At 72.4% G+C, this 12,588-nt stretch carries 10 protein-coding genes; 7 read left to right on the top strand and 3 right to left on the bottom strand.

The features are described 5' to 3' along the window. Nucleotides 1-160 precede the first annotated feature (160 nt). Genes GVV04_RS24890 through GVV04_RS24920 form a run of 7 tightly spaced genes read left to right on the top strand, consistent with a single transcriptional unit; the run spans nt 161 to nt 8,265 of the window. A complete protein-coding gene (locus GVV04_RS24890; RefSeq protein ID WP_161690993.1) occupies nt 161-982 on the top strand; it encodes a thioesterase II family protein in 822 nt (273 codons plus the stop codon). Then, the gene (locus tag GVV04_RS24895) at nt 972-1,709 is read left to right on the top strand and encodes a thioesterase II family protein (RefSeq protein ID WP_328822559.1); all 738 of its coding nucleotides are present in this window, start codon (nt 972-974) and stop codon (nt 1,707-1,709) included. The genes GVV04_RS24890 and GVV04_RS24895 overlap by 11 nt, the downstream gene beginning before the upstream one ends. Next, the gene (locus GVV04_RS24900; protein WP_161690995.1) at nt 1,706-3,460 is read left to right on the top strand and encodes a non-ribosomal peptide synthetase; all 1,755 of its coding nucleotides are present in this window, start codon (nt 1,706-1,708) and stop codon (nt 3,458-3,460) included. The genes GVV04_RS24895 and GVV04_RS24900 overlap by 4 nt, the downstream gene beginning before the upstream one ends. Then, nucleotides 3,457-4,710, top strand: a complete 1,254-nt coding sequence (locus GVV04_RS24905) for a cytochrome P450 (RefSeq protein WP_328822560.1) — start codon at nt 3,457-3,459, stop codon at nt 4,708-4,710. The genes GVV04_RS24900 and GVV04_RS24905 overlap by 4 nt, the downstream gene beginning before the upstream one ends. Beyond that, a complete protein-coding gene (locus tag GVV04_RS24910) occupies nt 4,707-6,254 on the top strand; it encodes a condensation domain-containing protein (protein WP_161690997.1) in 1,548 nt (515 codons plus the stop codon). The genes GVV04_RS24905 and GVV04_RS24910 overlap by 4 nt, the downstream gene beginning before the upstream one ends. Continuing rightward, the gene (locus GVV04_RS24915; RefSeq protein ID WP_161690999.1) at nt 6,254-7,528 is read left to right on the top strand and encodes an ATP-grasp domain-containing protein; all 1,275 of its coding nucleotides are present in this window, start codon (nt 6,254-6,256) and stop codon (nt 7,526-7,528) included. Before GVV04_RS24910 ends, GVV04_RS24915 begins: the two co-directional genes overlap by 1 nt. Continuing rightward, nucleotides 7,525-8,265 (top strand): response regulator transcription factor, encoded by a 741-nt coding sequence (locus GVV04_RS24920; protein WP_161691001.1) that lies wholly within the window; start codon nt 7,525-7,527, stop codon nt 8,263-8,265. The genes GVV04_RS24915 and GVV04_RS24920 overlap by 4 nt, the downstream gene beginning before the upstream one ends. Nucleotides 8,266-8,355: 90 nt before the next feature. Here the strand turns inward: GVV04_RS24920 and GVV04_RS24925 are convergent, their stop codons facing one another. From GVV04_RS24925 to GVV04_RS24935, 3 genes are all read right to left on the bottom strand, one after another. After that, nucleotides 8,356-10,044: an AfsR/SARP family transcriptional regulator gene (locus GVV04_RS24925; RefSeq protein WP_161691003.1), complete on the bottom strand. Its 1,689-nt coding sequence runs from the start codon at nt 10,042-10,044 to the stop codon at nt 8,356-8,358. Between the two features lie 179 nt (nt 10,045-10,223). Next, nucleotides 10,224-11,180, bottom strand: a complete 957-nt coding sequence (locus tag GVV04_RS24930) for a hypothetical protein (protein WP_161691005.1) — start codon at nt 11,178-11,180, stop codon at nt 10,224-10,226. Between the two features lie 151 nt (nt 11,181-11,331). Next, nucleotides 11,332-12,588 (bottom strand): MFS transporter, encoded by a 1,257-nt coding sequence (locus GVV04_RS24935; RefSeq protein WP_161691007.1) that lies wholly within the window; start codon nt 12,586-12,588, stop codon nt 11,332-11,334.

The following is a 12,588-nucleotide window of genomic DNA, read 5'->3' on the forward strand; positions in this document are numbered from 1 at the left end:
TGGAGGACGTGCGCCCCGCCTCCACCATCGGTGGAGGCCCGGCACCGGGTGGAGGTCCGTGACCGGCGACCGGATCCCGCCTTCCACGCCGGTTCCACAGTGGTTCCACAGCCGAGTGCTTCACTGGGCCGAGATCCATTGACGAAAGAGAGTGTGCCGCATGGCGCTGGAGCCAATGACGCGTGGGCTGTGGCGGTATCGCGGCGTTGCCGGCGAGCCCAGCCGCCCGGCCACCCGTACCGTGGTGGTGGCGCCGTACGGCGGCGGCAGCGCCTACTCCGTGCACGAGTTGCTGCGGCACGTGGCGCCCGCCGCCGACGAGACGCTCGTCCTGCAGTACCCGGGACGGGGGCCACGCATCGGTGAGCCGCCCACGGCCAGCCTGCACGATCTCGCCGACCAGCTGGCGCAGGACATCGACCAGCACACCGTCGGCAACCTGGTGCTCCTCGGGCACAGCCTGGGCGGGCTGCTCTGCTTCGAGCTGGCACACCGGCTCACCCGCTCCGGCCGCCACGTCGAACTCGTGGTGATCTCGTCGGCCCAACCGACGGCGTTCAAGACACTGTGCGCCGACGAGATCGAATCACGCGGCGTCGAACAGTGGGTCGCCGTCCTCCGGGAGGAGAACGCCGTCACCGAGGAGATCCTCGACGCCCCGGAGATGCTGCGCCTCGCGATCCAGGCGATCCGCTCCGACACGCTGCTGGCCGCGCGGCACGTCGAGTCGCCGCAGCCCCTGCCCTGCCCGATGTTGATCGTCGGAGGCGACGCCGACCCCGACATCACTCCCGAGCACCTGCGTGGCTGGGAGGCCCTGACCCTCGGGCCGGCGACCACCGTCCTGCTGCCCGGCGACCACTTCTACTACCGCGACCGGGCGGCGGAGCTCGGCGATCTCATCCGCCGGCAGCTACCCCTGCTGTGCGGGACCGGCTCGGCACCGATGGGCCCGACGCAGGGAGCGAGTCGTGAAGCGTAACCGCTGGCTGCTGCGCGACCCGTCGGACGAGTCCGCCGGCCGCATCTTCTGCTTCCCGTACTCCGGCATGGGCGCGTCGATGTTCAACCGGTGGCCGCGCTGGATCGGCGGAATCGAGGTCTGCCTCGTGCAACTACCCGGTCGGGAGAACCGCGTCCGCGAGCCCCACTACCGCAGCTACGCACAGTTGGCGGACGTACTGGCCGAACAACTCCTACCGCTGCTCGACCGACCGTTCGCCTTCTTCGGTCACTGCGCCGGCGCGCTGCCGGCGTACGAGACGGCACGCCGCCTGCCCGTCGACCGGCTGCCGCACCCGGCCAGCCTCGTGGTCTCGGCCCAGGTCGCGCCGCACCACTGCCCGCGCGATCGGTTCCTGGCCCTCACCGACGCCGAACTCCTCGACGAGCTGGCCGACCTCGCGGTGCGGCGCGGCGGGCAACCGGATCCCGCGATGCTGGCACTGGGCATGGCGGTACTGCGCGAGGACCTGGAGGCCAACCGCCACTACCGACTCGACGAGCCGGCGCCGGTCCCGATGAACATCTCGGTGCTGCACTGGGCCGACGACCCCGAGGTGACCGAGGCCGAACTGCGGGGCTGGGAGCACTACAGCGACGACGTGCGGTTCGACGTCCTCGCGGGGGGCCACTACGAGTTCCTGAACGCACCCGAGACGCTGCTCGCCCTGCTGTCGGCGCAACTACAGGAGCGTGCCCCGCGATGATCGACGAGCTGTTCCGGCAGATCGCCCCACGGCACTCCGCCCTGACGGCGGTACGGGCCTGGGACGGCGAGTTGACCTACCACGAGCTGCACCGGCGCGTCGACCGGCTCGCCCACCGGTTGCAGCAGGCGGGCACGGCACCGGGGGCGGTGGTCGGGGTGCACCTGCCACGCTCCGCCGCGGCCGTGGTCGGCCTGCTGGCGATTCTCCGGTCCGGCGCCGCGTACGTCGCGCTCGACGACCGCTACCCGCCGGAGCGCCGCGACGCCATCCTGCGGGACGCGGCCGTCGACCTGGTCCTCACCACACCCTCCGGACTGCCGGACCTGCCGACCGGCTGCCGGGCCCTGACGGTGCCGGACGACCTGGACGACCTGGACGACAAGCCGGCCGCCCCGTCCGTGGTCCGGACCGGCCCGGACCACGTCGCCTACCTCGCCTACACCTCGGGCTCCACCGGCCGGCCCAAGGGGGTGTGCGTGCCGCATCGGGCCGTCGTCCGCCTGGTGGTGGAGAACGGCTTCCTGCCGGTCCGCGACGACGACGTGTTCGTCCAGTACGCGCCCCTGGCGTTCGACGCGTCCACGCTGGAGGTGTGGGGCCCGCTGCTCAACGGGGCCTGCCTCGTCATCCCGCCGCCGGGCGATCTCTCGCCGGAGGAGATCTGCGCCTACGTCGCCGCACAGCGCGCCACGGTGCTGTGGCTCACCGCCGGCCTGTTCCACCGGGCGGTCGAGGCCGGCCTCGACAACCTGCGCGGACTGCGGCACCTGCTGGCCGGCGGGGACGTCCTCTCCGTACCGCACGTGAACCGCGCCGTGGCGGCGCTGCCCGACACCGTAGTGATCAACGGGTACGGGCCGACGGAGAACACCACCTTCAGCACCTGCCACCGGATGACTTCCGTGGTCACCGGCAGCACCGTCCCGATCGGGCAGCCGATCCACGGCAGCACGGCGTACGTCCTGGACGATCGGCTCGGGCCGGTGGCCGACGGTCAGGTCGGCGAACTGTACGTCGGCGGGACGGGCATCGCCCACGGTTACCTCGGCGACCCCGCCCTCACCGCGACCCGCTTCGTCGCCGACCCCTTCGCCGCCACCCCCGGCTCACGCATGTACCGCACCGGCGACCTCGTCCGGCGGACCGGGGAGCAGCTGGAGTTCGTCGGTCGGCGGGACCGGCAGGTCAAGATCCGGGGCTTCCGGGTCGAGCCGGCGGAGGTGGAGGCCGCGGCGGTCGGGGCGCCGGGCGTGACCGACGTCGCGGTCGTGGTGCAGGACGACGCGCGCGGGAGCAGGCGCCTCGCGGCCTTCTTCACCGGGGCCGCCTCCGTGCTGGAGCTCCGCAGACGGCTGACCGAGGTGCTGCCGTCGTACGCCGTCCCCGCCCGGGTGACCAGGCTGGACGCCTTGCCGCTGACCGCGAACGGCAAGGTCGACCGGACGGATCTGGCTGGCCGGGAGTCCCACAGCCGACCCGAGGTCGGCGCAGACCACCGGAAACCGGCTACGGAGCTGGAGCGGGGCATCACGCAGTTGTGGGAGGACCTCATGGGCCTCGACGGCATCGGTGCCGACGACGACTTCTTCGAACTCGGCGGCCACTCGCTCCTCGGGGTGCGGATCCTCGCGGAACTCCGGCAGGCACACGGCGTCGAGGTGTCCCCGCTGTCGTTCTATCTGGACCCGACACCGGCCGGACTGGCCCGCACCGTGCAGGCCGCCCACCAGATGCAGGAGATCCGGTGAGGATCTCCAGCGGCGTCCAACCCCTGACGACACCGGTGGCGGACGTCGACCTGTTCGCCCCCGACCTCTACGCCACGGGTGACCCGCACCCGGTGTGGGCCGAGATGCGGGCCCGGCACCCGCTGCACCGGCAGGAACTGCCGGACGGGCGGACCTTCCTGTCGGTCACCAGGTACCGGGACGCCTGCCGGGTGCTCAGCGACCATCGCGAGTTCACCTCGGAGCAGGGCAGCCTCCTGCAACAGTTGGGCCACGGCGACCGGGCGGCCGGCCTGATGTTGGTGTCGACCGACCCGCCCCGGCACACCGAGCTGCGCACCCCGCTCAACCGCGTGCTGAGCGCCAGGGCGGTGCGCGACCTCGAACCGGACGTCGTCCGGGCGGTCCGCCGGATCCTGCTGCCCGTGCTCGACCGTACGGAATGGGATCTCGCCGAGTGCGTCGCCCAGCTGCCGATGGCGGTCGCCGGGATGCTCATGGGAATTCCCGAACCGGACTGGGCCGAGCTGACGCGGTGGACCGCGATGGCCGCCGCGCCGGAGGACCCCGGGCTGTGTGTGCGTCATCCGGCCGCCACCCTGGCCATCGCCCACCACGGCCTGTTCGACTACTTCGCCAGGCAGTTGCGCGACGACGGATGCCAGCGACGCGACGACCTGATCGGGCACCTGGCCCGCATGCTGGCCGGGGGTCGGCGGCTGACCGCCGAAGAGGTCATCTACAACTGCTACAGCCTGCTGCTCGGCGCGAACGCCACCACCCCGCACGCCGTCACCGGCACCGTTCTCGCGCTGATCGAACACCCGGCGCAGTCCGTCGCCGCACCGGAGGCGCTGACCGGCCTGGTGGAGGAGGGCCTGCGGTGGACCTCGCCGGCCAACAGCTTCCTGCGCCACGCCCGGCAGGACGTGGAACTCAGCGGCGGCCTGGTCCGCCGGGGCGAGGCGGTCGCGGTCTGGGTCGGGTCGGCCAACCGGGACGGGGACGTCTTCACCGATCCCTACCGGTTCGACATCACCCGCCCGGACAACCGGCACATCGCCTTCGGGTTCGGCCCGCACTACTGCCTGGGCGCACCGCTGGCGCGGGTGACGCTGGCCGTCTTCTTCGCCGAGCTGTTCCGGGCGTTCGAACGGATCGAGCTCAACGGCCCGGTGGAGCACCTGGCATCGAACTTCATCGCCGGCATCACCCACCTGCCCGTGCTGACCCGGCGGCGCACGGCATCCCCGAGGGAGTTCGCCGAATGAGCGACACGACGCAGGCCATGGTGGAGATCTGGCGCAGGCACCTCGGTGACCAGCCGATCGGCCCGGATGACGACTTCTACGCCCTCGGCGGGGACTCGCTGATCGCCCTACGGGTCGTCGCGGACGCCAACGCGCGGGGCATTCCGGTCGAGCTGCGCGACCTGCTGTACTTTCCGACCGTCAGTGAGTTGGTGGCGGCGGTCGCCGGCCGCGACGGACCCGCCGACGGGGTGGGGGACTACCAGCCGTTCAGTCTCCTGGACCCCTACGACCGGGCGCTGATGCCGGCGGAGGTACGCGACGCCTGGCCCGCCTCGGCCCTGCAGGTGGGGCTCATCTACCTGAGCGAGGCGTCGGGCGACCCCCGCCTCTACCAGGACCTCATCGGCGTCGAGGTGACCGGGCCGTTCGACGGGGCGTTGTTCACGGCCGCGCTCGACGAGCTGTGCGGCCGGCACCAGGCCCTGCGCTCCTCCTTCGACCTGGGTGGATTCAGCGTCCCCGCGCAACTGCTGTGGTCCTCCGTGGACCCGCCGTTGACCGTCGAGTACGCCACCACGGCCGAACCGGTCGGCCGCTGGCGTGAGACGCAGCTGTCCCAGGCCATCGACTGGGGCCGGCCACCGGTCCTCCGCTGCCACGTGGTGGCACTGGAGGGCCGCTTCCACGTCACCCTCACCCTCCACCACGCCATCCTCGACGGCTGGAGCTACGCGCGACTCTGCTACGAGCTTCTCGCGCTGTACGACGCGAGGCTCACCGGCCGGCCGGCGGACCTGCCGCTGCCACCGGCCTCCGGGCAACGGGAGTTCCTCCGGCTGGAACGGGAGGCCATCGACAACCGGGAGGCCGCCGCCTTCTGGCACGCCGAGGCGGACGTGCCCGGGCTGCTGCTCGACCGTGGGCGGTTCGGCGGCGCGGCCGACCCACGGGAGATGCTCACCTTCGAGGTCGGGGAGGCCCTGCTGGAGGGCCTCAGAGCGGCGGCCGGCACCATCGGCGTCCCCCTGAAGAGTCTGGTTCTCGGGTGTCACGTCCGGGCCCTGAGCACCTGGACCGGTCGGGACCGCGACGTGGTGACCGGGTTGACGGTCAACGGGCGGCCGGAGACCGCCGGGGCGGACCTCCTCGTCGGACTGTTCCTCAACACCGTTCCCATCCGGGTGCCGGTGGTGCCCGAGGACCAGGTGGAACTGTGTCGCGGCGCCCTCGCCGCCGAGCAGCGGGGGATGCGGCACCGCCGGTACCCGCTGGCCATGATCGAGCAGCGACTGGGCCGGCCACCGTTCGACGCGGCGTTCAACTTCACCCACTTCCACGTGTACGACCGGCTGGCGCAGTTGACCGCGATCAGGCCCGGCGCGTGGTGGGCCTTCGACAAGGCCAGCTTCCCGTTCATGGTCGACTTCATGATCAACTCGCGTGACCTGGGCACCGCCGTCGCGGTGGCCTACGATCCCGACCTGTTCGACAAGGCGCAGGCGACGACGTACCTGGAGTTGTACCGCAGTGCGCTGCACGCGGCGGCGGGAATGCCCGACTGATGGCCGGCCCGCTGGTTGTCGTGTACGACCGCGGCGCCGCGTCGGCCGCGGAGATCGCCGTCGGACTGGGGGCGCTCGGCCCGGTGGTGTTCCTGGTCAACCCGAGCGGGTACACCGACCGGACCGGGGAGGTGCTGCGCCGGCTGGGGGACGTCGTACCGTTGACCGGTGACCGCGAGGCGGATCTGGCGGCGGTGCGCCGGCTCACCCCGGCGGCGGTCCTGACCTTCTCCGAGCCGATGCTGCCGGTCACCGCGTGGCTGGCCGACGCGCTCGGCCTGCCGTTCCACCCGATCGCCACGACCGGGCTGCTGACCAACAAGGTGCGGCAACGGGAGCGACTGCGCCTGTGCGGCGTCGACGACGTACGCAGCCGCCCGATCTCCTCGATCGACGAGTGGGCCGCCGCCCGGGACCACGTCGGCCTGCCCGCCGTGGTCAAGCCCGTCTACGGCCAGGGCAGCCGGAACACGTACGTGATCACCGACGACGCGGCGGCGCACCGGGTGCTCGGCCCGCTCCTGCCGGCCGGCCGGGCGTCCACCCTGGTGGTCGAAGAGCTGCTCGTGGGCCGGCCGGGCGGGCCGTACGGTGACTACGTGTCGGTGGAGAGCTACCACGGGCCACAGGGGCTGCGGCATCTCGCCGTCACCGGGAAACTCCCGCTGGTGTCGCCCTTCCGGGAGACGGGGCAGTTCTGGCCGGCGGCGGTGACCGACGTCGAGCGAAAGGAGATCCTCGATCTCGCCACCCGTGCCCTCACCGCGTTCGACCTGGGCCCCGGTCTGACCCACACCGAGATCAAGCTGACCGAGCGCGGGCCACGGATCATCGAGGTGAACGGTCGGCTGGGCGGCCACACCGCCGCCCTGGCCCGGCACTGCGCCGGCTTCGACGTGGTGCGTCTCGCCGGGCAGCTGGCACTCGGCCAACCGGTGACCGTGCCCCCGATGGACCAGCCGGACAGGGTCCACTTCCAGTACCACACGTTGGCCCCGGTCGAGCCCTGCGAGCTCCTCTCGATCACCGGCGCGGCCGACGTCCGCCAGGTCGACGGCATCGACGGCTTCCGGGCGTACGCACGGGTGGGTGACGTCCTCGACGCCGACGTGATGACCCGGCATCTCGACCTGCTCTGGGGGCGCTGTGACCGGCCTGCCGACCTGGCCGCGCTCATCGGTGCGGCGCAGCGTCGGCTCTCCTACGAGTTCCGGTTCCGCGACGGCATCCGGCGACTGAGCGCAGCCGACCTGCATCGGGAGGTGCCGACATGACTGTGGTCCAGGATGCGACGCGCCAGCTCCGGTCGCGATCGAAGCCCGACGGTGGCGAGACCCGCACCAGGATGCGGACCCGGGTCCTGGTCGCGGACCACGATCCGCTCTGGCGTCGCCTGCTGCACGACGTGCTGAACGGCGACAGCCAGCTCGACGTCGTGGCCGAAGTCGACAGCCGCCGGCCGTTGGCGGACTGGCCGCTGCGGCGCGTCGACGTGGCCGTCCTCGGAGCCAGCCACGGGGAACCGATGGTCGGTGCGGTCCGACAGCTGACCGCCCGGCGGATCAGGGTCGTTCTCCTGTGCCTGGACTGGTCCCGGCGCAGTCTCGACGCCGCGGTGTCGGCCGGCGCCGCCGGCTGCCTGGTGAAGGAGACCGATCTCAGCGGCGTGGCCGGCAGCGTGCAGGCGGTGGCCGGCAGGAACCGGGTGTTCTCCACGGCCCTGCTGAACTTCTACGTCGACCCGGCCGGGGTGGGCCGGCGGTCCCAGGACGCGGTGCGGAAACTGACCGCCCGGGAACGCGAGGTGCTCTGCCGCCTCGGCGAGGGACTCACCACCGCCGAGGCGGCGGCACTCTGTGGGGTGTCGAGCGCCACCGTCAAGAGCCACGTGTCGCACGCCCTGGCCAAGCTCGGCGCCCGTAACCGCCTGGAGGCGGTCCTCATGGTGCGTGACGCTCTGGGGGCCCCGGCGCCGGCGGCGTACCGGGCCCCGGATGTCGCCGCGGGCTGACCGCGTGGGACCGGCCGTGACCGTGGATGGGTCGGCCCGCCCGCCGGGAGGTCGGCGTGTCCGGTGGGAATCCCGGGCCGAGCGGACCTGTCACCGGGTGGACGTGAACTCCGATGCGACGTTCGGGGCCAGTTGCCGGAGGAGCCTCGCCGCACCGTCGCTGAGCATCCGGTACGACGCCGAGAGGGTGCCGGCCACGTCGACCGTGGGCAGGGCGTCGAGTGGGGTCTCGGGCACCCGCAGTTCGGCGGCCAGCTGCTCCAGCCGCAGCCCCGGAAAGTTGGCCGCCTGCGCGGCGGTCACCGCGAGGGCCAGCGGGTTGCCGTCGCAGTGGTCGACGAGCTCGGTCACCGCCGCTGGCTCGGCGGTGGTCCGATCGACGCCCAGTCGCCGGTCGAGCAGCTCCCGCGCCTCGGCGTCGGACAGCGGGCCGAGGGGGAGTGGCAGCGCGGCCCCGGTCGCCACCAGGCTCGTGAGGCTGCTCCGACTGGTCACGATGACGGGGCAACCCGCCGCCGCGGGCAGCAGCGGCCGGACCTGGTGGGCGTCCGCCACGTTGTCGAACACGATCAGCAGCCGACGGTCGACGAGCAGGCTGCGGTACAGCGCCAACTGGCCGTCCACACTGACGGGCAGGCGTTCCGGCGGCACCCCGAGGGCCAGCAGCACGGTCCGGATGACCTCCGGAACGGACAGCGGCGGGCAGACGGCGTCGAAACCGCGCAGGTCGACGTAGAGCTGCCCGCCCGGCAGGTGGTCGGCCAGCCGATGCGCCAGGTGGACGGCGAAGGTGCTCTTGCCGATACCCGCCGGGCCGCTGAGGACGAGCGTCGTCGGGCGCCCGCCCGTGCCGCCCAACAGTCGCGTGCCGATCTCCAGCTCCGCGGTGCGGCCGACGAAGATCGACGGTGCCGGCGGCAGAAGCCGCGGCACCGACGGGCGCGCCCCGACGGACACCGTACGCCGCAGGATCCTCCGCTGGAGGTCGTGCAGGTCGGGTGCGTCGAGGCCACGGCACGCCAACAGGGTCAGCCCCTCCCGACAGACCTCAGCCGCCTCGTCCACCCGCTGGTCGGCATAGAGCGCCAGCGCCAGCAGGCGCCGCACCTTCTCGTTGTACGGGTCGACGGCGATCATGCCGGCGAGTTCGCCCGTGGCCTCCAGGTAGCTGCCGATCTCGACCAGCGCCTCGGCGCGGATCTGCATCGCGGAACGGCGCAGCGCGTCCAGCCGGTTGATCTCGGCCGTGGCGCCCCACCAGTGGGCGATGTCCGCGAAGGCGGTGCCCCGCCACAGCGCGAGCCCGTCCCGGAGCAGCTTCGCCGCCTGCCGCGCCTCGGCGGTGCCGCCGGTCCGCAGCAGCCGGCTGCCCTCCACCACCGCGCTCTCGAAGACCTGTGCGTCGATGCTGTCCCGCGCCAGCTCCAGCAGGTAGCCCCGGCTGGCCGGCGTGCCCACGGTCCGCACCGTGGCCACCGGGCCGTCCTGGCCGGGCGGGAGCCCGAACTTCTGGCGCAGGTGTGAGACGTGGCTGCGGAGAGTCGTCTCGGCTGCCGCGGAGGCGGACTTTCCCCACAGCAGGTCGACGAGTTGGCCCGCGTCGGCCGGCCGGCCGGCGTGGAGTACCAGTGCCGAGAGGAGACCGGAGACCTTCGGCCCGAGTTGCACGGTGTGCTCGAGGTGCTCGAGGCGCAACGGCCCGAGGACGGAGATCCTCGTCGTTGCCGACCCGGACCGGCGGGTGGGTGTGGATCTTTCCTGGCTGAGGTCCGTGTTCATGGAGAGATCAGGATCCAACGACGGGTCGCGTGCGTCGCCTCGTCGGACGAGCAGGCGCAGACGAGCGAACAGACCATTTCCGCCCTCACAATCGGTGGCTGGGCGGCTCTGGTTTCCCCTGCGGGCACATCCGGAGCGGCCAGTGGGTACGGCGGTGGAGCAGGACTGCGACTCAGGGGTCAGGCGGTGGTAGGGGTTACCCGCGCCGGCAGGTCGACGCGGCTGGCCGTGTCGACGGTGCGGGTGGTGTACCGGTTGATGTCGACCTCCGGCCCGGCGCCGAAGACGTGGCTGGTCAGGCGTGGGGTGCTGGCGGCGGCGTGGGAGTCCGCGTCGGCGTAACCCAGCATGACCACGGGTGTGCTCAATGCCCCGACCGACAGCAGCAGGTCGGCGCAGTCGCCCGCCGGGGCCCGGCCGATGGGCTTGGCGGGTACCGGTTCGAAGCCGAGGCGGGTCTTGAACAGGAACAGGCCGGGCTTGGCGACGTGTCCGTAGAGGTTGGGGTCGTTGCCCATGGTCACCTCGGGATAGCCGCGCCTGAGGGTCTCCTCGAAGGCGCGCAGGTAGATCACCCGGGCGAGGCTGTGTTCCCGCCAGCGGGCCTCGACGGCGGAGAAGAGCAGCCACACCGAATTGTCCTGCGGGAACTCCCGGCACAGGCAGCCGCCGACCAGTTCACCCTTCTCGTAGGCGAACACGCCGAAGGTCGTCGGATTGTCGATCATGCCGGCGCGCATCGGGCCGGCGAACGAGAAGCCGAAGGCCATGCCGTCGACCAGGTTCTCGTACAGGGTGAGGAACGGGTCGAGTCGGTCGGCGCTGAGCGTCCGGTGCACCTCGATGTGCACGTCGGCGCTGGCCGCCCGGTCGACGGCCCGGCGGAGGTCCTGGCGGGCCTTGCGGGCGAGCCGGGCGGCGTAGTCGTCGACCGAGCGTGGGGTGGGCGCCCGCCAGCTCAGCCAGATCGGCTTGCGGATGAACCCGGCCTGGGCGAGGTCCGCCCAGGTGTCGGGGGGCGGCTCGGGAACCCTGATGAGGGCGACCGGGGGTAGGTCGCCGGCGCGGTGTGCGGCGAGTGCCTCGTGCGCGTCCGCTTCGGCGATGGGAAGCCCGTAGTCGTCTCGAACGCGCATGTCGTGGGCACCTTCCGCAGTGCTTGCCGGTCGCGGGTGGATCGTGGAGGGGGACTGTCGGGGGTCGCCGGAACCTCGCCGGGCCGGGCGACGCGCGCCGGCCCGGCCGGGGACGACGGGAACGGTAGCGACCGGGCGGCCGCGGTGGCGTTCACGTCCGGACCGGTTCGGTGATGGTCGCCGCGGTGGGCGGTGGTTCGTCCAGGCGGCGCCACCGGGCGGGGCGCAGCACCAGGGTGAGCGCCACCATCAGGTACAGCAGTCCGCTCAGGGTGATCGCGGCGGTCAACCCGAGGGCGGACGCGGCCCAGCCGCCGAGCACGCCGCCGATCGGGATGCTGGCCCAGGAGAACGCGGTGGCCAGCCCGAACATCCGGGCCTGCAACGGCGGCGGGGTGCGTTCCAGGATGGTCGCGGCGATGATCGGGTTGACGGAGGACAGCGCCAGGCCGCAGACGAAGGTGATGGCGATCACCACCAGCAGGTCGTGGCTGAACGCCAGGACCAGGAAGCGCGGGGCCCCGCCGACGAGCAGCCCGAGCGTGAAGGTGACGTAGCGGGGCAGCCGGGTGGCGGCGATGGAGAAGCCGATGTTGCCGACGATCGCGCCGAGGGCGAGCGCGCCGCTGACCGCGCCGAGCGCGGCCGGGTTGTCGAGCACCCGGTCGACCCAGAGCGGGATGTAGACGGCGACGCTGGCCTGGTTGAACAGGTTGATGATGAACATCACCGCGAAGATCCCGACGGCGACCTGGTCCTGTCGCAGGTGGCGCAGCCCGATGCCGAGCGCCTTCAGGTACGGTTCCCGCTCCGTCGTGGCGGCGTGGGTGGGCCGTCCGCTGGACGCCGGGATCAGCGCCGTCACGACGGCGGCGGCCACGGCGAAGGTCGCCGCGTCGATGAGGATGGCCTGGGTGATGCCGAGCCAGGCGATGATCACACCGGCGACCGGTGCGCCGACGAGGATGCTCATCCGGTGCAGGCCGTCGTCGATGGCGCTGACCCGCGCCATCGAGGCACCCGCCGCGGCGATCGTGGCGTGCGCCATCGCCCGTTTGGCGTTGTCGCCGAGACCCCGGAGGACACCGATGACGGCGACCAGGCCGAGCAGCGTGGCGAACCCGAACTGGTAGGTGACGGCCAGCAGCACCATGCCGGCGGCACTGGCCAGGTCGGCCGTGATGGAGACCCGACGGGCGCCGAGTCGGTCCACCAGCGGCGGGCCCAGCGCGCTGGTCAGCACGTAGGGCAGCATCTCGGCCGCGACGACCAGGCCCATCCGGGTGGGGCTGCCGGTGCTGACCAGGACCAGCCAGGGCAGCGTCACCGTGGACACCCGGGTGCCGGTGTCGGAGATCGTTCCGGCGGTGAGCAGCCCGACGAGGGCGGCCCGGGGCCGACTGGACAC

Origin of the sequence: Micromonospora rubida, from assembly GCF_009908295.1 — a bacterium.
In the GTDB taxonomy this organism is placed as follows: Bacteria; Actinomycetota; Actinomycetes; order Mycobacteriales; family Micromonosporaceae; genus Micromonospora; species Micromonospora rubida.

Bases quoted from the DNA above. Each gene is read 5' to 3' on its own strand.
- GVV04_RS24910 (WP_161690997.1), top strand. From the start codon at position 4,707: ATGAGCGACACGACGCAGGCCATGGTGGAGATCTGGCGCAGGCACCTC.
- GVV04_RS24915 (WP_161690999.1), top strand. From the start codon at position 6,254: ATGGCCGGCCCGCTGGTTGTCGTGTACGACCGCGGCGCCGCGTCGGCC.
- GVV04_RS24925 (WP_161691003.1), bottom strand. From the start codon at position 10,044: ATGAACACGGACCTCAGCCAGGAAAGATCCACACCCACCCGCCGGTCC.
- GVV04_RS24920 (WP_161691001.1), top strand. From the start codon at position 7,525: ATGACTGTGGTCCAGGATGCGACGCGCCAGCTCCGGTCGCGATCGAAG.
- GVV04_RS24890 (WP_161690993.1), top strand. From the start codon at position 161: ATGGCGCTGGAGCCAATGACGCGTGGGCTGTGGCGGTATCGCGGCGTT.
- GVV04_RS24930 (WP_161691005.1), bottom strand. From the start codon at position 11,180: ATGCGCGTTCGAGACGACTACGGGCTTCCCATCGCCGAAGCGGACGCG.
- GVV04_RS24900 (WP_161690995.1), top strand. From the start codon at position 1,706: ATGATCGACGAGCTGTTCCGGCAGATCGCCCCACGGCACTCCGCCCTG.